This is a genomic window from Aeromonas finlandensis (assembly GCF_000764645.1).
Lineage (GTDB): Bacteria > Pseudomonadota > Gammaproteobacteria > Enterobacterales > Aeromonadaceae > Aeromonas > Aeromonas finlandensis.
Genome location: NZ_JRGK01000358.1, coordinates 1 through 22,814, shown reverse-complemented (window position 1 = coordinate 22,814; position 22,814 = coordinate 1). Strand labels below are relative to the sequence as shown.

General features: G+C 60.1%; 20 protein-coding genes. 8 read left to right on the top strand and 12 right to left on the bottom strand.

The window, feature by feature from the left end:
* The 6 genes from LD28_RS0121665 to LD28_RS0121640 form a co-directional block, all read left to right on the top strand.
* On the top strand, window positions 1-454 hold a 454-nt coding region (locus LD28_RS0121665; protein WP_033138939.1), incomplete at its 5' end, for a carbon starvation CstA family protein.
* Between the two features lie 221 nt (window positions 455-675).
* Window positions 676-1,014, top strand: a complete 339-nt coding sequence (locus LD28_RS0121660; RefSeq protein ID WP_033138938.1) for a DUF3302 domain-containing protein — start codon at window positions 676-678, stop codon at window positions 1,012-1,014.
* A 3-nt stretch (window positions 1,015-1,017) separates the two neighbouring features.
* Window positions 1,018-2,055 (top strand): HlyD family secretion protein, encoded by a 1,038-nt coding sequence (locus LD28_RS0121655; RefSeq protein ID WP_033138937.1) that lies wholly within the window; start codon window positions 1,018-1,020, stop codon window positions 2,053-2,055.
* A gap of 114 nt (window positions 2,056-2,169) precedes the next feature.
* Window positions 2,170-3,930: a DNA repair helicase RadD gene (gene radD / locus LD28_RS0121650; RefSeq protein WP_033138940.1), complete on the top strand. Its 1,761-nt coding sequence runs from the start codon at window positions 2,170-2,172 to the stop codon at window positions 3,928-3,930.
* A gap of 124 nt (window positions 3,931-4,054) precedes the next feature.
* Window positions 4,055-5,491, top strand: coding sequence for a D-alanyl-D-alanine carboxypeptidase/D-alanyl-D-alanine endopeptidase (gene dacB / locus LD28_RS0121645; RefSeq protein WP_033138936.1), 1,437 nt, complete (start codon window positions 4,055-4,057; stop codon window positions 5,489-5,491).
* Window positions 5,492-5,635: 144 nt separating this feature from the next.
* On the top strand, window positions 5,636-5,932 hold the full coding sequence (locus LD28_RS0121640) for a GrxA family glutaredoxin (protein ID WP_277619831.1): 297 nt from the start codon (window positions 5,636-5,638) through the stop codon (window positions 5,930-5,932).
* A gap of 106 nt (window positions 5,933-6,038) precedes the next feature.
* Here the strand turns inward: LD28_RS0121640 and LD28_RS0121635 are convergent, their stop codons facing one another.
* Entirely contained in the window at window positions 6,039-6,884 is an 846-nt protein-coding gene (locus LD28_RS0121635; protein ID WP_033138935.1) for an endonuclease/exonuclease/phosphatase family protein, read from the bottom strand.
* Between the two features lie 104 nt (window positions 6,885-6,988).
* On the opposite strand from LD28_RS0121635, the gene LD28_RS0121630 reads away from it, so the two are divergent.
* Complete coding sequence (locus LD28_RS0121630) at window positions 6,989-7,213, top strand: hypothetical protein (protein WP_033138934.1); 225 nt, start codon at window positions 6,989-6,991, stop codon at window positions 7,211-7,213.
* Here the strand turns inward: LD28_RS0121630 and yciA are convergent, their stop codons facing one another.
* The 6 genes from yciA to LD28_RS0121605 all read right to left on the bottom strand — a co-directional run bounded on the left by yciA (window position 7,214) and on the right by LD28_RS0121605 (window position 16,091).
* A complete protein-coding gene (gene yciA, locus LD28_RS0121625) occupies window positions 7,214-7,618 on the bottom strand; it encodes an acyl-CoA thioester hydrolase YciA (protein WP_033138933.1) in 405 nt (134 codons plus the stop codon). It lies immediately after the preceding gene.
* Window positions 7,619-7,677: 59 nt separating this feature from the next.
* Entirely contained in the window at window positions 7,678-8,526 is an 849-nt protein-coding gene (locus LD28_RS0121620) for an NAD-dependent epimerase/dehydratase family protein (protein WP_033138932.1), read from the bottom strand.
* Between the two features lie 111 nt (window positions 8,527-8,637).
* The gene (locus LD28_RS22740; protein WP_081959669.1) at window positions 8,638-9,684 is read right to left on the bottom strand and encodes a GIY-YIG nuclease family protein; all 1,047 of its coding nucleotides are present in this window, start codon (window positions 9,682-9,684) and stop codon (window positions 8,638-8,640) included.
* A gap of 259 nt (window positions 9,685-9,943) precedes the next feature.
* Window positions 9,944-13,519, bottom strand: a complete 3,576-nt coding sequence (gene nifJ, locus LD28_RS0121615; protein WP_033138931.1) for a pyruvate:ferredoxin (flavodoxin) oxidoreductase — start codon at window positions 13,517-13,519, stop codon at window positions 9,944-9,946.
* A complete protein-coding gene (locus LD28_RS0121610) occupies window positions 13,516-15,162 on the bottom strand; it encodes an NAD(P)-binding protein (RefSeq protein ID WP_033138930.1) in 1,647 nt (548 codons plus the stop codon). Before LD28_RS0121610 ends, nifJ begins: the two co-directional genes overlap by 4 nt.
* A gap of 176 nt (window positions 15,163-15,338) precedes the next feature.
* Window positions 15,339-16,091, bottom strand: coding sequence for a substrate-binding periplasmic protein (locus LD28_RS0121605; protein ID WP_033138929.1), 753 nt, complete (start codon window positions 16,089-16,091; stop codon window positions 15,339-15,341).
* Window positions 16,092-16,216: 125 nt separating this feature from the next.
* On the opposite strand from LD28_RS0121605, the gene LD28_RS0121600 reads away from it, so the two are divergent.
* Complete coding sequence (locus tag LD28_RS0121600; protein ID WP_033138928.1) at window positions 16,217-18,019, top strand: MOSC N-terminal beta barrel domain-containing protein; 1,803 nt, start codon at window positions 16,217-16,219, stop codon at window positions 18,017-18,019.
* Window positions 18,020-18,100: 81 nt separating this feature from the next.
* Here the strand turns inward: LD28_RS0121600 and htpX are convergent, their stop codons facing one another.
* The 5 genes from htpX to bioB all read right to left on the bottom strand — a co-directional run.
* A complete protein-coding gene (gene htpX, locus LD28_RS0121595) occupies window positions 18,101-18,973 on the bottom strand; it encodes a protease HtpX (protein ID WP_005337890.1) in 873 nt (290 codons plus the stop codon).
* 114 nt (window positions 18,974-19,087) lie between these two features.
* Entirely contained in the window at window positions 19,088-19,765 is a 678-nt protein-coding gene (gene bioD / locus LD28_RS0121590; RefSeq protein ID WP_033138927.1) for a dethiobiotin synthase, read from the bottom strand.
* A 60-nt stretch (window positions 19,766-19,825) separates the two neighbouring features.
* Complete coding sequence (gene bioC, locus LD28_RS0121585) at window positions 19,826-20,641, bottom strand: malonyl-ACP O-methyltransferase BioC (RefSeq protein WP_033138926.1); 816 nt, start codon at window positions 20,639-20,641, stop codon at window positions 19,826-19,828.
* The gene (gene bioF, locus LD28_RS0121580) at window positions 20,634-21,830 is read right to left on the bottom strand and encodes an 8-amino-7-oxononanoate synthase (protein WP_033138925.1); all 1,197 of its coding nucleotides are present in this window, start codon (window positions 21,828-21,830) and stop codon (window positions 20,634-20,636) included. Before bioF ends, bioC begins: the two co-directional genes overlap by 8 nt.
* Window positions 21,827-22,814: biotin synthase BioB (gene bioB / locus LD28_RS0121575; protein WP_033138924.1), on the bottom strand; the 988-nt coding region annotated here is incomplete at its 5' end. The genes bioF and bioB, both read right to left, overlap by 4 nt.

Sequence of the window (22,814 nt, the reverse complement as noted above, 5' to 3'; positions counted from 1 at the left end):
CCTCGGCGTGGTGATCCTGCCCATCACCTCCGGTGACACCGCGTTTCGCAGTGCTCGCCTGATCGTGGCGGACTTCCTGAAGATGACCCAGAAGCCGCTGATGAAGCGTCTGCTGATCGCCATCCCCATGTTCATCCTTGGTTTCATCATCTCCAAGGCCGAGTTCGGGGTGATCTGGCGCTACTTCGGCTGGGCCAACCAGACCACCGCCGTGATCATGCTGTGGGCCGCTGCCGCCTACCTCATCAAAGAGGGCAAGCTGCACTGGGTCTGCACCATTCCCGCCATGTTCATGACCGCCGTGGTGTTCACTTATCTGGCCAACGCCCCCATCGGGTTCGGGCTGGAGATGGGGATCTCCACCATCATCGGTCTGACTGCAACGGCGGCCATTACCGTGGCCTTCCTGATGAAGTTCCGCCAGCCCTTGGTCAGCAGTGCCAGCGAAGGGTAATACGGCAAAAGATGTTGCAAAAAACCGCATAAAAGGCGCCGCAAGGCGCCTTTTTTAATGACAAAAAAACTAATAAGACAACTGTTGAACCGCTTCAGCTTCAATACAGCGAAAGCGCTTAAGATTCCGTGCGAATTAACGATAAATATGTGATTCTTAATTGCTTTAGCTCTTGTTGGAACCAATGATTAAGCTGCGCGTCATGCCAGTGGAGGTTATAAATGGCCCTTGATTACTTTGCACTTGGCCTGCTCGTCTTTGTCGGGCTGGTCATTTTTTATGGAGTCATCGTGATCCACGATATTCCTTACGAGATTGCCAAACACCGGAATCACCCTCATCAGGATGCCATTCACGTTGCAGGTTGGGTCAGCCTGTTTACCCTGCATGTGCTGTGGCCCTTCCTCTGGATCTGGGCAACCCTCTATCGCCCCGATCGCGGCTGGGGCTTTAGCCAGCGGCTGCAAAAAGATGAAGACGATCTGGCCGCCCTCAAGCAGGAGCTGGCGGATCTGAAGAGCCGTATCAACACTATCGAACAGAGTGAGCAACAGGGATAAACCATGGACCTGCTACTGATCCTGACCTATACGGCACTGTGTGTGGCCGTATTCAAAATCTTCCGTATCCCGCTCAACAAGTGGACCGTCCCCACCGCTGCCCTCGGTGGCGTGGTGCTCATCGGCACCCTGATCATGCTGATGAACTACAACCACCCCTACTCCGAGATGGCGCGCAACTACTACGTCTCCACCCCCATTGTGCCGCTGGTCAAGGGCCGGGTCGTTGAGGTACCGGTACAGGCCAACCAGCCGGTGAAAAAAGGGGATGTGCTGTTTCGCATCGATGACGAGCCGTTTCGCCTGAAAGTGGAGAGCCTCACCGCACGGGTCGAGTCCAATCGCGAGCACCTCAAGTCCATCGAAGCAAGATTGCGCTCCGCCAGGCTGGATCGGGATCGCGCCAAAGAGCTGATGCAACGCAGTGTTGGCAAACAGCGTGATCTGGATGTCAGCCAGGCCAACGTGGACGATATCGTGGCCCAGATTGACCAGCAGAAAGCCACCCTGAACGATCTGCAAGCCCAGCTGATGGAAGCCAAGTACCAGCAGTCCCAAACCGTGGTCTATGCCCCGACAGATGGCCATGTGGTACAGCTGGCCCTGCGCCCCGGCATGATTGCCACCCCCTTCATGTTCCGCCCGGTGATGACCTTCATCCACAAGGATGACACCGCCTATGTGGGCTGGTTCTGGCAGAACAGCATGCAGCGACTGGCGGTGGGCGACGAGGCCGAAGTGGTGATCGATGGCGTACCCGGCAAGATCTTCAAAGGCAAGGTAACCGCGGTGATCCCGGCCATTGCCGCCGGTAACGTGCAGGCCAACGCCGGTCTGCTGGATCAGATGACCGCAGTGCGTCCGGGTCGCATGCCGGTGCTCATCTCCATCACTGACCCAGAGTGGGCCAAGTATCAGGTGATTGCAGGCTCCAGCGGGCAGGCTGCTGTCTATACCCACTACTTCCACCATGTTTCCATCATGCGGAAAATACTGCTGCGCATGGCAAGCTGGATGAACTACATCTTCCCGTTCCATTAATCAGCACCATCCCTCCCAGCGGGCCGGCATCATGCCGGCCCGCTGTTTTTGTGGCGGCAAGATCCCTATAATGGCGCCATCCTGCGCCGCACCATGCCCAAACGCCACACCCTCATGTTTGTTCTCAGACCCTATCAAACCGACGCCGTCAACGCCGTGATCAGCCACTTTCGCAAACACCCGGATCCCGCCGTGGTGGTGCTGCCCACCGGCGCAGGCAAGAGTCTGGTGATCGCCGAACTGGCCCGCAAGGCGCGCGGTCGGGTGCTGGTGCTGGCCCACGTCAAGGAGCTGGTGGAGCAGAACCACGCCAAGTACGAGGCGTGGGGGCTCAAGGCCGACATCTTCGCCGCAGGCCTCGCCCGCAAGGAGGCGAGCGCTCAGGTGGTGTTTGGCTCGGTGCAGTCGGTGGCCCGCAATCTGGTGGCCTTCGACGGGGCGTTTTCGCTGCTCATCATCGACGAGTGCCATCGGGTCTCGCTGGATGACGACAGCCAATACCATCAGGTGATCGACCATCTCAAGGCCGCCAATCCGGCCCTCAAGATCCTCGGGCTCACCGCCACCCCCTATCGGCTCGGGCTGGGCTGGATCTACCGGCGCCACTACCACGGCATGGTCAAGAGCCACGGCGAGCGGCTGTTTGGCGACTGCGTGTTCGAACTGCCGCTGCGCTTTATGGTCAAAAACGGCTACCTGACGCCGCCGCGCATGGTGGACGCCCCCATCGTCCACTACGACTTCAGCAAGCTGGTGGCGCGGGAGAACGGCCTGTTCAGCGAGGCGGATCTCAACGGCGAGCTCAAACGCCAGCAGCGGGTCACCCCCCATATCCTGAGTCAGGTGCTGGAGTATGCCACCGACCGGAAAGGGGTGATGATCTTCGCCGCCACCGTCGAGCACGCCCGCGAAATTCAGGGGCTGCTGCAGGCCCAATCCCAGAGTGCGGTCCTCATCACCGGCGAAACGCCGGGGCCGGAGCGCGATGCCCTTATCAGCGCCTTCAAGGCCCGCGAGATCAAGTTTCTGGTCAACGTAGCAGTGCTCACCACCGGCTTCGATGCCCCCCATGTCGATCTTATCGTGATGCTCAGACCCACCGAGTCGGTGTCGCTCTATCAGCAGATCGTCGGGCGGGGCCTGCGCCTCTCGCCGGACAAGGAGGATTGTCTGGTGCTCGACTATGCGGGCAACAACTTCAACCTGTTCGCCCCCGAAGTGGGGGAGCCTCGCCCCCACGCCGGTACCGAGCCGGTGCTGGTGCCCTGCCCCGCCTGCGGCTTTGCCAACACCTTCTGGGGCAAGACCGACGAGGATGGCAAGGTGATCGAACACTACGGTCGACGCTGTCAGGGGCTGTTTGAAGATGACGATGGCAACCGCGAGGAGTGTGATTACCGCTTTCGCGCCAAGATCTGCCCCGCTTGCGGCGCAGAGAACGACATCGCCGCCCGCCGCTGCCAGAGCTGTGATCAGCTGCTGGTGGATCCGGACGACAAGCTCAAGGAGGCGCTCAATCTCAAGGATTGCATGGTGATCCGCTGCGCGGGTTTGACCCTGAGTGCTGGGCGCGGCAAACAGGGGGAGCGGCTGGAGGTGACCTACCACGATGAGGATGGTCTGACCCTCAGCGAATACTTCGGTTTTCACTCCCCGGGCGCACAACGCTTGTTTCAACAGCGCTTTGTGCGTCATCATTGGCCCGCCCCGGGGCTGGAGCCCGAATTTGCTACCCTGGCGAGCGTGCTGGCCGCACAAAGCCAGTTCCGTCATCCGGATTTTGTCATCGCCCGCAAATCGGGCCGTTTTTGGCAGATAAAAGAGAAGATTTTTGATTATGAGGGTCGCTATCGCACCGCCAACTCGCTGGCGTGATGGCCACAGGCGACCGGCATGAATTGCTTTGCCACGACCGATCCTGCATCGGCGGGTGAAACAGGGTTGAATTATCAGGGTTTTGGCGCCACCGCCTCACCCCTTCGTCACGTTAGAGGATGTTATGCAGCGGCTGTTGATTGGTTTTTGTGCTCTTTTCTCTCTGGCGGCTCACGCCGCACCGCTGACGCCCCCTCAGGGTGGCCAGTACGCCATCATAGTGCAGGGCAACAACGGCGTGGAGTTCGCCCGCCATGCGGATCAGATGATCGCCCCCGCCTCCACCATGAAGGTGCTCACCGCCCTGGCAGCCCGCCTTGAGCTGGGCGCCGACTTCCGTTTTGCCACCGACATTCAGGCCCAGCCCGGCGCCAAACAGGGCAACGTCATCAATGGCGATATCTGGATCAACTTCGTCGGCGACCCCACCCTCTCCCGAATGGATCTGCTGGCCCTGTTCAAACAGCTTGGCGTCAACCAGATCAAGGGCAATGTCTACGTCAACACCGGCGCCTACAACGGCTACGAGCGCGGCAACGGCTGGTCGTGGGGGGATCAGACCCTCTGCTTCGCCGCGCCGGTCTCCTCGGTCATCATCGACAAGAACTGCGCCTACGGCACCATCACCGCCACCCAGATCGGCAAACCGGCCACCGGCAATGTGGCCACCGGCGTGCCCATCGGCATCGGCGCTGACAACGTGGAGGTGATGAGCTACGGCGACATGGCGCGCCAGTTCTGCGCGCTGGAAGTGGACATGGCCAAGGGCAACTTCTACGAGCTCAAGGGCTGCATCACCCCGAACAAGGAGCCACAGGGGCTGCGTTTTGCCATCCACGACGTGGAAGCCTGGGGCTGGGACAATATCCGCTGGGCGATGGACAGAGCGGGTATCAAGCATGATGGCCTGCTGCGGGTCACCCATAAGGCACCGGACAATGCCGAGACGCTGGGCACCCACTACTCGGTCTCCCTGCCGGTGATGCTGGCCAAGATGCTGAAGAAATCGGACAACCTCTACGCCGATACCTTCCTCAAAACCGTTGGCCGCCACTACTACAACAAGCCGGGCAGCTATCGCAGCGGCACCATGGCAGTGCGCGCTATTCTGACCAAGAACGGAATTGATCTGGGCAACGCCACCCTGGCCGACGGCTCCGGCCTCTCCGCTCACAATCTCATCAGCGCCCGTCAGATGCTGTCGGTGCTGAACTTTATCCAGAAAAACGATGCCGAGCTTGGCCTGATCAAGCTGCTGCCGAGCTCCCAGGTGGATGGCACCCTGGCGTGGCGCCGCAGCGTCACCGCCCCGATGATGAAGAACAAGGTCCATGCCAAGACGGGGACCATCACCGGTACCTCCAATCTGGTGGGCTTTATCGATACCGCAGGCGGCCAGCGCAAGGCGTTCGTGATGTTCCAGCGTGGCCTGTCCCAAGATCCGGCCACCCATGAGCGCTACCGTGCCAGCAAGGCGCCGTGGCCCTGGACCGTATTCGAGAAGGGCGTGCTGGAGAGCATCTATCAGCAGCAACCGATCCAGATCGCCGAGCCACAATAAGCTGCTGAGGATCGGGTGGCAGCCATCGCCAGATCGCCGCCCCACGACGGGGCAATAGGCCCACTCGAATCACGGTATCGATAATTTCGGCTTCAAGTCGCCACGAGGCAGGGCTATGCTGTTGCCTGCCTTATATCAACGGCCATACAAAAACGGCTTAAAGAACGGAGAGAAAATATGTTTGCAGTGATTTTTGGTCGCCCGGGTTGCCCCTACTGTGTCCGTGCCGTACAGATCGCCGAGCAGCTGACCGAGCAGCGCGATGATTTCAAATTCCGCTACGTGGATATCCATGCCGAAGGGATCACCAAAGAAGATCTGGCCAAGAGCGCCGGCAAGCCGGTCAATACCGTGCCGCAGATCTTCCTGGACGAGCAGCACATCGGTGGCTGCACCGATTTCGAAGCCTACGCCAAAGAGAATCTGGGTCTCTACCAGTAATTCCTGCGGGTCATCCCGAGCGGGTTTACCACCAGCAGCGTATAAAAAAATCCGGCGCCATCAGGCGCCGGATTTTTTATGAGCGGAACTTGCACATCATCCCCGCTCAGGGGGTCACAGACTGGGCGGCAAAGCGCGCAATGATGGGGTTGTGATCCGAGCTGTCGGTGGCCGGTGAACTCACCTCGACCAAATCCAGATTGCGGTAGTAGAGGTGATCCAGCGGACGACCAAAGGCGGTGCGGCGCAGATCTGGCACCGGCAGCGCCTCCTGCAGGCCCAGCTCCTCAACCAGCTTGCTCAGCCAGAACTGACGCTTGTCGCTCCAGGTGTTGAAATCACCGGCCAGAATAACCGGCCCCTGATGGCGGCGCACCAAGGCAGTCAAATCGTTGAGCTGCTCGCGGAAGGTGGCCATCCCCAGTTCGAAGTTGACCGCATGGAGGTTGATCACCAGCACGCCGTCAGGATCGCCCTGCAGCGGGTAGAGGCTCACCAGCCCGGATTTGGGGATGCGCAGCAAGGGCTCTGGAGAGCGCACGCCACAGACAAACGCCTGCGGGGTCTTGGCCACCGTCATCACCCCGAAGGAGACGCCGCCCTGGGTGAAGGCTTGCAGCTGTTGCCACTGGAAATCACCGGCGCGCAGCCAGTCGAGCATCTCGGGACGGGTGGCCGACTCTTGCAGCAGCACCAGATCCTGCCCCTTGGCATAACTGTCCATCCCTTCACGCCAGTTCTTGCGCTGGCCCTTGTAGAGATTCCACACCGTCACCCCGAACTCCCGGGGCAGCGCCGTGGTCGCCAGCGCTACCAGCGGCGGACGCTGGCAGTCGAGTCCCGGCACAATCCCTTGAGCTGTGACCAGATGGTTCTGATCCGGCACCTCAAAACAGCCTACCAACCCCAAGGTCAGCAGGGAGGTGCCCAGAATGCGATAACTATTTTTCATCGGCTAAACCGCCCGCCTTTGCTTTGTATCTTGACCATCACAAACGTCATCCACGCCGACTAAGCTGATAGTCCCTGTTCCACCCAACCAGAAGGAACCTGGCAATGGCGAGAGAACTTCGGTATTGCGTGACGTTTTATGATCAACAAGGAAATTGTCATCAAGTGGAGCTTGCCACCGTCTATCAGATAAGACGGGACTCTCAATGCGATCTCTGCCTGTTTGACACCCTGCAATACGTGGGGTCGGAAGAGATACTGGAACGCATGATACGGCAAAAAACCGGGCTTGAGCAGGAAATATCCATCATCAATGCCCGGCTGATTTGATCAGACGCTGACCGGAACCGGGCGGGATTTACCGTGGTCGTCGATGGCGACATAGGTAAAGACCCCCTCGGTCACGCAGTAACGCTGGGCATCGTTTTCACGCAGTACCGGCTTGACCCACACCTCCAGCTTCAACTTCATGGAGCTGCGGCCAATCTTGATGCAGCGGCCGTAGCAGCAGACCACATCGCCCACCTTGACCGGACTGTGAAACGTCATGCCTTCGACGGATACGGTACAAATACGTCCTTTTGCCAGCTCCTTGGCCATGATGCCCCCACCTATATCCATCTGGGACATGATCCAGCCACCAAAGATGTCGCCATTGGGGTTGGTATCGGCTGGCATTGCCAGGGTTCTCAGCAACAACTCCCCATCGGGGTGACGTTTTGTATCTACCATCATTACCGCCTCTCTCTCATGGATGGCGGCATGATAGGGGGCGATCACCCCCTTGGCAAACCTCAATTGCCCGAGGCGGCGAGCTCGGCAAACCAGTGGGCCGGATCGGGCCAGCGATAGTTGAATCCCATCTGCTGACAAATCAGCTGACCATCGATGGGCTGAAAATCACCGGCAGGCTCGATAAAGACCGGTGCAGGCAGCCCCTGCTGGCGCGCCGCAAAGGGGTAGAACTGCTCGCGGCGCGGATGCACCGGCGCACTCAGATTGAAGACATCCCCGTCCTTGCCCCGCGCCAGCAACAGCATGCAGGCCGCCACCACATCGTCCAGATGGACCAGATTGACCGACTGGGCGCCGCCATCAAGAGTCTTGCCCGCCAGGAAACGGCCGGGATGGCGATCCGGGCCATAAAGGCCGGAGGGGCGCACTATCATCACCGCCTCGAAACCGGCCGCCAGCACCGCCTGCTCCGCCGCCAGCATCCGTTCGCCACGGGCATGGCGGGGTTGGGGTTCTTCCCCCTCCTGCTGCCCCGCGCCCCACACCGAGGTGGCGCTGACAACCAGTACCCGCCGGGTGCCATTCGCTTTGGCAAGCTGACAGGCCTTTGTCACCGCCTGTGGATAGTCATCGGTCTTGCTGGGCGGTACGCAGATAACCAACGATTCGCAGGGGATGGGCCACCGCCCTTTTATATCAGCGGCGCTTATATCTGAAGTTGCCATATCAGCAGAAATAATCAGCGGATAGGCGTTGATCCCCTCCCCCTGCAGACGAGCCGCCTTCTCGGCGCTGCTGACAGTCACCGCCACCGGCTTGCCTGCCATCAGCAGAGCCCGCGCCAGCGGTAACCCCAGCCACCCCGCCCCCAGAATGCCGATCGTCCCGGCTACATCTTGCTCTGTCATGGTCGCCTTCTTATCTATCTAACGAAAGTAGAACATATATTCATGAGAATATATTACGACAAAATTATTTAGTACAAAATAGAGTTTATATACACGCATATATGAATATTATTATATTGCTTTATCAGCATAAATTGCTTCCAGTACCCAATCATATACGTGTTGTAGTTCTGAAATTTTCATTTTTATGTTATCCTCAATATTGCCATCGATACTTAAAAATGCCCAAATCGTTAAATGCGGGGATATATCTTTTTTTAGCTTTCGACCATCTGACTCTAGTGTTACAGGATAGTTTCTTTTCCTACCACGAAAACCTTTATTTTCATCAAGACAAGTTAAAGCTTCGTCTAAAATCGAACCCCATATTTTCCGATTAAGTTCTGATAATAGATATTCACGGCCCCCTACAAACCTCTCCCTAATATTTAATCTTGAGGCTCCTTGCCAAGCATCACGTGAAAATCGAATAACAATATCATTTGGACTTTCTATTTTTGACTTTAATTTTTCTATATCAGGATTATTCAATATGAATGGAGTAATTAGCCACCGCCCAGTCTTTGCACTACCTTCTAGATTAACACCTATTCTTACTTTACCAGTTTCCGTATCTACAGAAATATTCCATTGGACTCCTTCTCGTCCATCACTAATGCCAAATATTGGTCGATTTAATTGTCCAAAAGGCCTACCTTTTACATTGAGGCATGATGAAAAAATCTGGAGAAGCTCTACGTATCGTGAATCAATTCGCTGAAAATGATACTTACGTTTCCCCCCTCTATTATCTGACTCTGCATCAAGGCTGGAATCAATTCCCTCTGGAACACGCACTCTTTTTATGTTTGTTTGATTTTCAAGAATAGAAATTATTGCAACATGCGCATCATCAGCACTTAAGTTAAAAAACTCGCGTCCTTTTTGGCGTAACGGAGCTAGTTTCGAATGAACTAGAGATTCAAATTCCTTGCATTTATCCACGACTATAGAATAGGCTACCACCCATATAAAGTCCCCCGTGGCACCGCTATTTATTTCATTACATCTCTCATATGGTGTTCTTGTCGTCATACCAATTTTACATACAGGTAAACTGATGTCTTTTACCTCTAAAATGTAAACATAACCACTACTATTCTCTGCTAACTTGTCCATTCATGCCCTTCTATTAAATTATTTACCACATGAAAAATGAAATCATTTGACAACTTTCGGTCATTACAAATCACACTCTATATTTTTTGAGAGATAATTTCCACTACATCAACAATATCAAGGAGTGTTTTAAAAAATGCGTTCACATAACTCTGACTTGCAAACAATAATATGAATATTATTCTCAATTGACCCTACCCATATCTATTTTAAAAAGCGGGCCAATGGCCCGCTTTGTCATACCTATTTCACCCCATCCTCACACCGGCGGATGGAAATGACTGGCTTCGCGGGTGGCCATCTCCTCGTAGGTGGCCCACTTCTGCCACGCCACTTGTTGCGCCACCTGCATCAGCCGCGCTGCTTCCTCCGGATGGCTCTGGGCCAATACCCGATAACGGGTCTCCTCCTGCCGGTATTCAGCGAGGGGGATCGATGGGCGCAGGCTGTCGAGGCTAAAGGGGTTCTGCCCCGCACTGCGCAATACCGGGTTGTAGCGCATCAGCGGCCAGTGACCGGAGGCGACGGCGCGTTTTTGCTGGGTCAGACCAAACTCCATATCGATGCCGTGGGCGATACAGTGGCTGTAGGCGATGATCAGCGACGGGCCCGGATAGGCCTCTGCCTCACGCAAGGCCTGCAGCGCCTGCTGCGGGTTGGCACCAAAGGCGATGCGGGCAACATAGACGTTGCCGTAGGAGATGGCCTGCAACGCCACATCCTTCTTGGCCAGCGTCTTGCCTCCCGCCGCGAACTTGGCGACGGCACCGAGCGGCGTCGATTTCGACATCTGGCCGCCGGTGTTGGAGTAGACCTCGGTATCCATCACCAGCACGTTCACATCGCGGCCGGAGGCGAGCACATGATCGAGCCCCGCCGAGCCGATGTCATAGGCCCAGCCATCGCCGCCAATGATCCAGACCGAACGGCGCACCAGCTGATCGATAAGCGACAACAGCTCGCGGGCCTTGCCGGATTTCACCTCCTCCAACCGCTCCCGCACTTGCGCGACTCGGGTGCGCTGGGCGCGGATCTCTGACTCCAGCCGCTGCGGAGCGTTGATAAGCGACTCGACCAATGCTTCCCCCAGCTCTCCCTTCATCGCCTGCAAGGCCGCCACCGCCTGACCGTGATGCTGATCGGCGGTGAGACGAAAACCAAAGCCGAACTCGGCGTTGTCCTCGAACAGGGAGTTGGACCAGGCTGGCCCCTTCCCTTCCGCGTTCTTGGCCCACGGCGTGGTCGGCAGGTTACCGCCGTAGATGGAGGAGCAGCCGGTGGCGTTGGCCACCAGCATGCGATCGCCAAACAGCTGGGTCAGCAGCTTGAGATAAGGTGTCTCCCCACAACCGGCGCAGGCGCCGGAGAACTCGAACAGGGGTTCGAGGAACTGGGCACCGCGCACCGTGGAGAAGTCCACCCGCTCGCGGGCAGGCCACGGCAGGCTCTCGAACCAGCGCAGCGCCTGCTTCTGGCCAGCCAGATGGGGCGCCTTGTCCATCATGGTGATGGCGCGCTCGCCCTCGTGTTCTTCATCCGCTCCGACCCGCACCGGACAAGCCTGCACGCACTGACCGCAGCCGGTGCAATCCTCCGGATAGAGCTGCAGGGTGTAGCGGCTGTCGGGGAAGCCCTTGGCAGTGACGGGCACCGACTGGGCAGCCTCGGGGGCGGTCGCCAGCCAGTCCTGATGGTAGAACTTGGCCCGCAGCGCCGCGTGGGGGCAGACAAAGACGCAGTTGCCGCACTGGATGCAGATATCGGAGTGCCAGATCGGGATCTCGCGGGCGATATCCCGCTTCTCGAAGCGGCTGGTGGCAGTGGGGTAAGTACCATCCACCGGCAGCATGGAGACGGGGATCAGATCGCCGCGCCCCGCCAGCATCTCGCCAGTGACCCGCTGGACAAACTCGCTGCCGCCCGCTGCCAGTGGCAGCGGATAGTCGCTGATCTGCTCGTCACCGGCCGGGATCGCCACCTTGCTTAAGTGAGCCAGTGTGTCGTCCACCGCCGCGAAGTTGCGCGCCACCACCTCGGGCCCCTTGCGGGCATAGCTCTTCTCGATGCTCTCCTTGATCAGCGCAATGGCCTCGTCCCGTGGCAACACCCCGGCCAGCGCGAAGAAGCAGGTCTGCATAATGGTGTTGATGCGATTGCCCATGCCGTTTTGCTCGGCCACCCGATCGCCATCGATGCAGTAGAGCTGGATATTGAGGGCGCGGATGCGGGCACGCAGCCGCTCGGGCAGCTGGCTCCATACCTTGTCAGCCTCATAGGGGGCATTGAGCAGCAGGGTCGCCCCTTCGGCGGCGTGCTCCAGCAAGTCTACCGATTCGACAAAGCCCCACTGGTGGCAGCCGATAAAGCTCGCCTGCTCGATAAGCCAAGGGGCGTCGATGGGCTCGGGGCCAAAGCGCAGGTGGGAGACTGTGCGCGAGCCCGACTTCTTGGAGTCGTAGACGAAGTAGCCCTGGGCGTGGAACCCCTCCAGCTCGCCGATGATCTTGATGCTGTTCTTGTTGGCGCCCACCGTGCCATCGGCACCGAGGCCGAAGAACAGCGCCCGCACCCGGCTGGCAGGCTCCAGATCGCCGATGGGGTGCCAGGCCAGACTGAGGCCCGACACGTCATCGACAATCCCCACGGTAAAGCGCGGACGCGGCGCATCGGATGCCAGCTCCTCAAACACCGCCGCGCACATGGCGGGGGTGAACTCTTTGGAAGAGAGGCCGTAGCGGCCGCCACTGAGCCAGGGCAACCGCTTGATAAGGCCGCGCTGCAAACCGTCGATCAGCGCGCTCTGCACATCCAGCAGCAGCGGCTCGCCGCCAGCGCCCGGCTCCTTGGTGCGATCCAGCACCGCCATGCGCCGCACGCTCGCAGGCAGCGCATCGAGCAGCGCCTGTACCGGGAAAGGTCGATAGAGGCGAATGACCAGCACCCCGGTCTTGCGATCCTGTTGGTTGAGCCAATCCACGGTGGTGCGGGCAGTGGCTGCCCCCGAGCCCATCAGCACGATCACATCGGTGGCATCGGTTGCGCCGTGGTACTCCACCAGCCGATAGTGGCGGCCGGTCAGCTCGCCCAGGTTGTCCATGCACTGCTGCACCCGCGCCGGTACCGCTTCGTAGAAGGGGTTAACACTCTCGCGGGACTGGAAATAGGTATCCGGGTTCTGGGCGGTGCCACGCATCACCGGATGATCCGGGTTCAGCGCCCGCGAACGGTGGGCGCGCACCCAGTCGTTGTCGATAAGGGCGCGAATTTCATCCCGATGCAGGGCGGTGATCTTGTTCACCTCGTGGGAGGTACGGAACCCGTCGAAGAAGTGGATAAAGGGCACCCGGCACTGCAGGGTGACGCTGTGGGCGACCAAGGCCAAGTCCTGCGCCTCCTGCACCGAGCCGGAGGCGAGCATGGCAAAGCCGGTACTGCGCGCCGCCATCACATCCTGATGGTCGCCAAAAATCGACAGCCCCTGCGCCGCCAGCGAGCGGGCCGCCACATGGAACACCGCCGAGGTCAATTCACCGGCGATCTTGTACATGTTGGGCAGCATCAGCATCAGCCCCTGACTGGCGGTGAAGGTGGTGGCGAGCGCCCCCGCCTGCAGGGCGCCGTGTACCGTCCCGGCCGCCCCCCCTTCACTCTGCATCTCTACGACTGTGGGAATGTTGCCCCACAGGTTGGTCTGCTTCTCATCTGCCCAGGCGTCGGCCAGTTCGGCCATGGTCGAGCTCGGGGTGATGGGATAGATGGCACACACTTCGCTCAGCTGGTACGCCACCCGGGCCGCAGCTTCGTTGCCGTCGACCATGATCAGTTCATGTTTCATTGGGACTCCTCCGGTTGGCGCAGCAGGATGGCGTGACAAGGGCACTGGTCGTGACAGGCACCGCAGCCGGTGCAGCGCGCCGCATCCACCTGATAACCCTTGCCCGGCCCCAGCTTGGCGATGGCCTGCTCGGGACAACTGCCATAGCAACCGTCGCACTCGAAGCAGTTGCCGCAGGAGTAGCAGCGCGCCGCCTCATAACGGGCGGCCACCTCATCCAGCCCGCCGATGATCTCGCCAAAGTCGTCCCGCGCCCACGCCGGTTTGACCGGCTGACTGCTGGCCGGGGCATGGGTCTGGAACCAGAGTTGCAACTGCTCGGGCCCCACCAGTGGGTAGGAGACCATCTTCTGGTAGTGACGACCGCGCAGCCAGGCATCCATATGGCGCGCCGCCTTCTTGCCGTGACCGGTGGCGATGGTAACGGTGCGCTCGGAGGGCACCATGTCGCCACCGGCAAAGAGGCCCGGCACATCCGTCATCAGGTTGCCCGCTACCTGCACCACTCCCTCCTTGTTGACCCGCACGCCGGGAATGCTCTCCAGCACCGAGAGGTCGACCTCCTGACCCAGCGCCAGGATCAGGGAGTCCGCCTCGAGGGTTTCAAACTTGCCGGTGGGCACCGGCTTGCCCTGCTCGTCGAGGGTCATCACTTCCACTTCGATGCGGGTGTTGTCGAGCTGGCGGATGCTGCGCAGCCAGTTGATCTTGATCCCCTCCTCCTCGGCCTCGTCGGCTTCGAAGGTGTGGGCAGGCATATGGTCCCGGTCGCGGCGGTAGATGATCATCGCCTCTTCAACGCCCAAACGACGGGCGGTGCGAGCCGCGTCCATGGCGGTGTTGCCGCCGCCGTAGATGGCTACCCGCCGTCCCAGTTTGGGTGGCGGCAAGCCCTGCTCTTCGGCCAGACTGGCCTGTTCGAGGAAGCTCACCGCATCGAGGATCTTGCCCGCCTCCCTGGCCGGAATATCGACCCGCTTGGCCAGATGGGCGCCGATGGCCATAAAGACGGCATCAAAGCCCCCCTCGTCGCGCTCGCGCAGCACATCCTCCACCTTGTGGTTGAGGGTCAGCGTCACTCCGGCCGCCACGATGCGGGCCACCTCCCGATCCAGCACATCGCGGGGCAAGCGGTAGGCGGGAATGCCAAAGCGCAGCATGCCGCCCGCCAGCGGTCCCGCTTCGCGGATCTCCACCTGATGGCCGAGCCGGTTGAGGTGCCAGGCGCAGGAGAGGCCGGAGGGCCCGGCGCCAATGACCAGCACCTTCTTGCCGCTGGCAGGGGCGGGGGTTGCAGGCTGCCAGCCACGGGCCAGCGCCTCGTCACCGAGGAATCGCTCGATGGCGTGGATGGAGACGGATTCATCCACCTGTCCGCGATTGCAGGCGCTCTCGCAGGGGTGATAGCAGACCCGGCCATGAATGGCGGGCAAGGGGTTCTCTTCGATCAGGGTCTGCCACGCCGCCTCAAAGCGACCGGCCTGCGCCAAAGAGAGCCAGGCCTGGATATTTTCTCCGGCCGGGCAGGCGTGATTGCAGGGTGGCAGGGCCGGCCGCCAAACGGGCAGCCGGGTACGCACCGGGCCTGTTCCCGTTTTCAGGGAGAGATCCGGCAATGGGGTCATGTCCAGTTGTTTGCTCATACATTGCTTTCTTCTTTTTGTGTGACAGGCCCCACCCGATGGCGCTTGATACCGTTTAGCCGAAGCGGACGGTGGCCGGATGAGGAAGAAGCGAAAGCGTTAGAAACTGGGAACTGAGTCGATAATGGCGGTTTTTTTGTACTGATTAGCGAATCAGGATCAAAAAATGTTGCACTTTATGGTTCATAGAGACCAGAACGTGACTCAAGTAACATCTTATCCAGCTGACCGCTGGCTTTCAGTTTGGCGAGCCCCCGGTTGAAGGTCTGGATCAGCTCGTCAGCGTTGGCGCGCTTGCGGCTGATCAGCAGGTGACCTTCAACTTTAAATACGGGTTTTGAATGGGTTGTAAAGAGATCGACCGTGCTGGCCGGGTAGAAGTGACGCAGAGAGTAGTAACCGACATCGATGTTCTCCAGCGTCAGGTCTGCGCGACCGGAGAGCAGCAGATCGAAGCTCTGGCGCAGCCGGGTGACAAACTGCACCTGTAGCGGCACCTGCTCGATGGCTGCAAAAAAATCTGCATTGTAGGTATAGCCACTGACCGCAGCCAGCCTGCGATCCGCCAGATCCTGATAGCCACGCCATTCAAGCGGATCTGACTTGAGATAGAACCAGACATAGGTCTCGCTCAGGATGGGATCGCTGTAGAGATGGGTTTTGCGCCGCTCGCTCGACTCATACCAGTGGACAGTACCATCCACCACCCCCTCCTCCGACAAGCGAAAAGCCCGCTTCCAGGGCAGAAACTGGAACTTGACGCTCACCCCTTCCCCCTTGAACGCCTCACTCACCACATGGGGGATCAGTCCCTGATATTTCAGCGTCTCTGAGCAGTAAGGCGGGTACTCTCCCGTGGTCAGGGTCAGCTCCTGTGCCCAGAGTCCGTGGCAAAAAAGGCTCCCCGCCAGCAACCAGCTCATTTTCATCCCGATACCCTCTTGTTCTCTTTTCCCAACTATAGACCGCCCCTTGAAAGGATTGCCGGATCACAGAGGAACCGTTATGTTGCCCTCTTCCCGAGCGAAAACAGTCACTTCACAAGGATCCGGACATGCCGAGGCTAACCAGCATTCATCTCTACCCCATCAAATCGACCGCCGGCATGGCGCTGGCTCGCGCCCGGGTGACCGAAGAGGGGCTCGCCGGGGATCGCCGTTACATGGTGGTCAAACCGGACGGCACCTTTATCACCGCCCGTACCCATCCCCAACTGCAACAGGTCGTCGCTACCCCCATCGAAGGGGGCTTGCAACTGCGCTATCCGGGCTTTGAGCCACTTATCCTGCAAGAGGCCGACTTCAGCCGCGCCCCGAAGCCCACAGGGGTCTGGAGCGACCGTTTCACCGCCCTGCATACCGACCCCAAAGCCGATGGGTGGCTAAGCCGGGTGGCAGGGGAGACGGTGCAACTGCTCTGGTTGGGTGAAACCTCTGATCGCTTTCGTGAAAAGACCGGCACCCGGGTCAGCTTTGCCGACGGTTATCCGCTGCTGCTGATAAGCCAAGCCTCCCTTGAAGATCTCAATCTGCGATCCGATGCCCTGCACCAGATGAGCCAGTTTCGCACCAATCTGGTGGCAAGCAATACCCAGCCCTTCGAGGAGGACAGCTGGGTACGCATTCGCATCGGCGAGGTGGAATTTAAAGTGGTCAAGCCCTGCAGCCGCTGCATCATGACCACAGTTGAGGCGGGTACCGATCGTTTCAACGCCCTGAAAGAGCCGCTGGCGACCCTCACCCGCTACCGCCGTGGCGAGGATGGCGAGGTTTACTTCGGTCAGAATCTGGTGGCGCTGAACGAGGGGTGGATTGAGGCGGGCAGCGAGATAGAGGTGCTGGAACGCACCCGTCCGGTGGTCTATCCCGCCGCAGCGCCGAAAAAGCGGGAGCTGATCTGCGTGGCTCGCGAATCGCTGGCGCGGGATCTGGAGACCTTCTGGTTCGAGGCGGCCGATGGCGAGCCCCTGCCCGACTACCTGCCGGGTCAGCATCTGCCCATCAGCCTCGATATCAAAAACGAGCGGATTCAACGGCGCTATACCCTGAGCTCCACCCCGGATCACCCGGAACGCTGCAGCATCAGCGTCAAGAAGGTGGGAGGTGGTCGCATCTCCCACTGGCTGCACCAACAGCTGCAGGTGGGTGACCGGCTGCTGGCCGCCAACCCCGCTGGCGAGTTTCACCTGGGCCGCGAGCGCAATCTCCTGTTGCTCTCGGCAGGCTCAGGCGTCACCCCCATGCTGGCGATAGCCCGCACCCTGGCGCTGCACGGTGAGCTGGAAGATGTGCACTTTATGCACCTGTGCCGCAGCGAAGCGGACATTCCTGCCGCCAGCGAACTGCACGCCATGGCGCAGCAGGGGATGACTCTTACCCTGATCCTGAGCCAACCGGCCAGCCACTGGCAGGGGCTGCAAGGGCGAATCAATGATGAGCATCTGCGACTGGTCAAAGGGTTGGTCGAAAAAGAGGTCTTTATCTGCGGCCCCCACGGCTTTATGGCCGATGCTGCCGCCCGAGTCGCTACCCTTGGCGTTCCAGCCGTACGCATCAAGCAGGAGAGCTTTGGCGGCGCCATTCTCTCGGTGGCCCGCCCCCATCAGGCGGTGCAACTCAATATCGGGGAGCAGGCATTCACCGGCAACAATCAGGGCACAGTGCTGGATCAGGCCAACAAGCAGGGGGTTGAACTGCCCTGGAGCTGCCGCGCCGGGATCTGCGGCAGTTGCAAACAGACGCTGGTCTCGGGCGAGGTGGATCACCCCGACGCCCCCGCCATCACCGCCGCCGAGCGGGCCGAGGGCAAGATCCTCACCTGCTGCGCAGTGCCGCTGAGCGACCTCGTCATCAAATAAGGTGATCGAGCCGCGCTAACGCGCGGACAATAAAAAACGGCTGCCGAGGCAGCCGTTTTTGTTTGGTAGGAACCGGCGAGATTAACCGCGCAGGGCGGCGATACGCTGCTCGATGGGCGGGTGGCTCATGAACAGCTCGCTCATGGAGCGCTTGCCGTTGATGCCAAAAGCCATCATGGAACCTTCCAACTGCGGCTCGGCACCGCGGGAGAGGCGCTCAAGGGCGGCAATCATCTTGTCGCGACCGGCCAGCTTGGCGGCACCGGCATCGGCACGGAATTCGCGCTGACGGCTGAACCACATGACGATGATGGAAGCCAGAATGCCGAACAGCATCTCCAGCACGAACACGGTGATCATGTAGGCAAAACCGCCGGTGCTGCTGCTCTCTTCCTCATTGTTGGAGCTGAAGAAGTTGCTGATAACGCCAGCCACGATGCGGGCGAAGAACATCACGAAGGTGTTCACCACCCCCTGGATCAGGGTCAGGGTCACCATGTCGCCGTTGGCCACGTGGCTCACCTCATGGGCCAGCACCGCTTCCGCCTCGTCACGGCTCATGCTGTAGAGCAGGCCGGAAGAGACCGCCACCAGCGAATCATCGCGGCGGGCACCGGTGGCAAAGGCGTTCATCTCGGGAGAGTCATAGATCCCCACTTCCGGCATCTTGATACCCGCTTCGCGGGCCTGACGCGCCACAGTGCTCACCAGCCAGTGCTCGGTCTCGTTACGGGGTTGCTCGATGACCTGGACGCCATAGCTGCGCTTGGCCATCCACTTGGACATCAGCAAGGAGATAAAGGAACCCCCAAAACCGAACACGGCACAGAACACCAACAGCCCGGAAATGCTGGACTTGTTGATACCCAGAACCGAGAACAGGATATTGAGTACCACCCCCAGCACCAGCATGACGGCCAGGTTGGTCACCAGGAATAGCATAATTCGCTTCATATAGACTCCTTGTGAAGATAAGGGACATAACCGGGGGATCAATCGGGATCCCCACCTGATCATGTTAATGTCGACATTCTAGGGAGATTCGATGAATGTTCGCTGAATATGCCGTCAAAGTAGCGGTGAGATATCGAGACGCCCCTGCAAATCGGCTTCAAGTGGATTGTTTATAAACGGAATTTCGCCGAGGAAGGGAGCAGGCAACAAGCCTCTCAGAGTGTCCAGATTTTCCTGATAATGGCTCATGGAGCCGTGCAGCCGATTAATTACCCAACCCGCCACCGGCAGCTGATCATTGCGAATGGCTGCAAAGGTGAGCAGCGCATGGTTGAGGCAACCCAGCTTGGCCCCCACCACCATGATCACCGCCATGTTCTCCTGTTTCACCCAGTCCGATAGCAGATGCTTGCGATCGAGCGGCAGATACCAGCCCCCCGCCCCTTCTACTACTGCAAGCTCGGCCCCCGCCTGTTCAATCTTGCGCAGCCCCTCGCTCAAGCCCTGCATGGTGATGGGCTGGCGCGCCTCGCTGGCGGCAATGTGTGGCGCAATCGGCGGCTCGTAGGCGAAGGGATTGACCATCTCATAGGGCAGCGGCAGACTCGCCGCCTCCTGCAACAGGACAGCATCGAGATTGCGCAGCCCGTCCGGGGTGCGGGCACACCCGGCCGAAACCGGCTTGTAACCGGCACAGCGGATCCCCTGTGCGCTGAACTCCCGCAACAGAGTACGCGCGACCAGCGTCTTGCCCACATCGGTATCGGTACCGGTGATAAAGAATGTTTTCATACGGTTCTCTCCTTGGCAGGGAGTGGCACACTGCCCTGCACATACTGCGATTCCCGGCGCTCAGCGAGGCTTGCTGATCTTGCCGAGACAGACCCGGTAACTGGCCACCAGCTGGCCATCGGGCTGACGAAATGCTTCATACGCCTGAGCCAGCCGCTGCAATCTGGCGCGACCGCTCAGCCCGGCCGGTGCACTGCGGGCACACTCATCATTGATCTGATTGGCCCCGATCCCCTTGAGATCGCGCAACAACTGCGGCAATTCAAGATAGGCAAGATCCCAGTTTCTGCACTCAAGCCCCGGGGCAATGGCGCCCGCCGATAACAACACCTGCTCCAATTGTGGCAGGCCAAGGAAGCGGTTGACATGGGCTCGGCCATCTACTTGCTGCCAGGCTGCGCGCAGTTGCCAGAGCGATTCATCAAGCAGGGTGGAGAAGAAGATCTGGCCACCGGGTTTGACCACCCGCAGCAGCTCGGCGAAAGCCTGCGCCGGTCGCTCGCACCACTGCAGCGCGAGGCTGGAGAATACCCAGTCAAAGGCGTTGTCGGCAAAGGGGAGCTGCTCGGCATCGCCGCATACCAGTCGGGCGCCGCTGCCGCGCAGGGCCGCCTGCTCCAGCATGCCGGGGGCGAGATCCAGCCCGGTCAGCCCGGCGCAGTGGGTGGCAAGATGAGGCAGGAAGAAGCCGGTGCCGCAACCCAAATCGAGCCCGTAGCCCCGGCGCTCCTCACATACACCAGCCGCGCTCATCAGCTCGAGCAGCGCCAACCCCACCTCCTGCTGGAAGCGGGCGTGGGCGTCGTAGTGACGAGCCGCCGCCCCGAAACGACGGGCGAGCTGCCCCTTGTCCACCGTTTGAAAACGCTCAGCCATGGCAAGCCTCCCCAACCGTTGCCGCTGCAGGGCAAACCCCCAAGGCATCGAGCAGGCGATCCACATCCTGCTCGCGGTGGGCTGCACTCAGCGTAATGCGCAGCCGGGCCGTACCGACCGGCACCGTGGGCGGGCGGATGGCGCCAGCCCAGACACCGCGATCCCGCAGTCGCTCGGCCAGTTGCAAAGCAGCAGAGCTCTCTCCAACCAGTAGTGGCTGGATGGGGGTGGCGCTCGCCCCCAGCTGCCAACCCTGCGCCTGCGCCCCTTGCCGGAAGCGGGCGATCAGCTGACCAAGATGAGCGCGGGCCTCATCGGCGGCACGCACCAGCTCGATACTCTTGCTGACTGCGCAAGCTTGCGCGGCGGGCATATGGGTGCTGTAGACATAGTGGCGGGCGAAGTTGACCAGATACTCCACCAGCTCGCGACTGCCGCCGACAAAAGCACCGGCGACGCCAAGCGCCTTGCCAAAGGTGCCCATCTGGATGTGTACGCAGGCCGGGTTAACTCCCTGCGCCGCCAGCGTGCCGCGTCCCTCAGGCCCCAGCACGCCGAGGCCGTGGGCATCGTCGATCATCAGCCAGTTGCCGCTCCGGGCGGCCAATGTCGCGAGTTCACCCCAGGGGCCCTGATCCCCGTCCATGCTGAACACCCCTTCCGAAACGATCAGTCCGCGATTTGGCTCAAGCTGCCGTTCAAGGGCCGCCATATCGTTGTGGGCAAAGCGCTTCATCTTGCAGGGGAGCTGGCTGCCCATCTCCTGCAGGGAGGCGTGGTTGAGTTTGTCCTGCCACAGCAGGTGTTCCTTGCCGAGCAGGGCTTTCAGCACCGCCTGATTGGCGGAAAAGCCGCAGTTGAACAGCAGTACAGCCTCCACCCCGAGCCACTCGGCCAGGGTTTCCTCGAGCTCTTGGTGGGCACGGCTGTAACCGGTCACCAGCGGCGAGGCGCCGGCGCCCGCGCCATAGCGCTCAATCCCCGCTTTGAAGGCAGTTTTGATGGCGGGATGATCCGCCAGACCCAGATAGTCGTTGGCGGAAAAGTTGAGGTAGTCGCGCCCCGCCACCCTGAGCCGCCCGCCACTCGCCCCGTCGGTCGCGATGCGATTGCGCAGCAGACCCGCCAGCTCGCGCTCGGCCAGCGCCATGCCCAACCCAAAGGGGCCCGTTACTGCAAGGCCGTTCATGACTGCGCGGCCCCGGCTCGGGGGCGGGTGGCGTCATAAAACATTTCGGCAGGTTCGTTCTGGCGGCTTACCTCGGCCAGCAACTCCTCTTCTTGGACCTGATCCGGCTTCTGGGCCCGCTGGGCGGGACGAATGCCGAGCCGCTTGAACAGCTGCATATCGCTGTTTTCGTCCGGGTTGGGGGTGGTCAGCAGTTTGCAGCCATAGAAGATGGAGTTGGCGCCCGCCATAAAGCACATCGCCTGCATCTGCTCGTTCATCTTCTCCCGCCCGGCGGAGAGGCGCACATGGGAGGTCGGCATCATGATCCGCGCCACGGCGATGGTGCGGATAAATTCGAACGGATCGAGGTTCTCCTGATCCTCCAGCGGCGTCCCCTTTACCTTGACCAGCATGTTGATGGGCACACTCTCCGGGTGGCGCGGCAGGTTGGCCAGCGCCATCAACAGGCCCGCCCGATCTTTCGCCTGCTCACCCATGCCGACGATACCGCCGGAGCAGACCTTCATGCCGGCGCTGCGCACATGTTCCAGCGTATCGAGCCGATCCTGATAGGTGCGGGTGGAGATGATCTCGCCATAGAACTCCGGCGAGGTGTCGAGGTTGTGGTTGTAGTAATCGAGCCCCGCAGCGCCAAGACGGGCCGCCTGATCGGCGGTGAGCATCCCCAGCGTCATGCAGGTCTCCATCCCGAGCCCGCGCACCTCCTCAATCATCCGGATGATGTAGGGCATGTCTTTTTCTTTGGGGTTGCGCCAGGCGGCCCCCATGCAGAACCGGGACGAACCGTTGGCTTTGGCTTCGCGAGCCCGCTCCAGCACCTTCTCCACCTCCATCAACCGTTCGGCTTCAAGCCCGGTGTGGTAGCGAGCACTCTGGGGGCAGTATTTGCAATCTTCCGGGCAGGCGCCGGTCTTGATGGAGAGCAATGTGCTCACCTGCACTTCGTTCGGGTCGAAATGGGCGCGGTGGACGGTCTGGGCC

Coding starts and splice junctions, on each gene's coding strand:
- LD28_RS0121660 (WP_033138938.1), top strand. CDS start 676: ATGGCCCTTGATTACTTTGCACTTGGCCTGCTCGTCTTTGTCGGGCTG.
- LD28_RS0121655 (WP_033138937.1), top strand. CDS start 1,018: ATGGACCTGCTACTGATCCTGACCTATACGGCACTGTGTGTGGCCGTA.
- radD (WP_033138940.1), top strand. CDS start 2,170: ATGTTTGTTCTCAGACCCTATCAAACCGACGCCGTCAACGCCGTGATC.
- dacB (WP_033138936.1), top strand. CDS start 4,055: ATGCAGCGGCTGTTGATTGGTTTTTGTGCTCTTTTCTCTCTGGCGGCT.
- LD28_RS0121635 (WP_033138935.1), bottom strand. CDS start 6,884: ATGAAAAATAGTTATCGCATTCTGGGCACCTCCCTGCTGACCTTGGGG.
- LD28_RS0121630 (WP_033138934.1), top strand. CDS start 6,989: ATGGCGAGAGAACTTCGGTATTGCGTGACGTTTTATGATCAACAAGGA.
- yciA (WP_033138933.1), bottom strand. CDS start 7,618: ATGATGGTAGATACAAAACGTCACCCCGATGGGGAGTTGTTGCTGAGA.
- LD28_RS0121620 (WP_033138932.1), bottom strand. CDS start 8,526: ATGACAGAGCAAGATGTAGCCGGGACGATCGGCATTCTGGGGGCGGGG.
- LD28_RS22740 (WP_081959669.1), bottom strand. CDS start 9,684: ATGGACAAGTTAGCAGAGAATAGTAGTGGTTATGTTTACATTTTAGAG.
- nifJ (WP_033138931.1), bottom strand. CDS start 13,519: ATGAAACATGAACTGATCATGGTCGACGGCAACGAAGCTGCGGCCCGG.
- LD28_RS0121610 (WP_033138930.1), bottom strand. CDS start 15,162: ATGAGCAAACAACTGGACATGACCCCATTGCCGGATCTCTCCCTGAAA.
- LD28_RS0121605 (WP_033138929.1), bottom strand. CDS start 16,091: ATGAAAATGAGCTGGTTGCTGGCGGGGAGCCTTTTTTGCCACGGACTC.
- LD28_RS0121600 (WP_033138928.1), top strand. CDS start 16,217: ATGCCGAGGCTAACCAGCATTCATCTCTACCCCATCAAATCGACCGCC.
- htpX (WP_005337890.1), bottom strand. CDS start 18,973: ATGAAGCGAATTATGCTATTCCTGGTGACCAACCTGGCCGTCATGCTG.
- bioD (WP_033138927.1), bottom strand. CDS start 19,765: ATGAAAACATTCTTTATCACCGGTACCGATACCGATGTGGGCAAGACG.
- bioC (WP_033138926.1), bottom strand. CDS start 20,641: ATGGCTGAGCGTTTTCAAACGGTGGACAAGGGGCAGCTCGCCCGTCGT.
- bioF (WP_033138925.1), bottom strand. CDS start 21,830: ATGAACGGCCTTGCAGTAACGGGCCCCTTTGGGTTGGGCATGGCGCTG.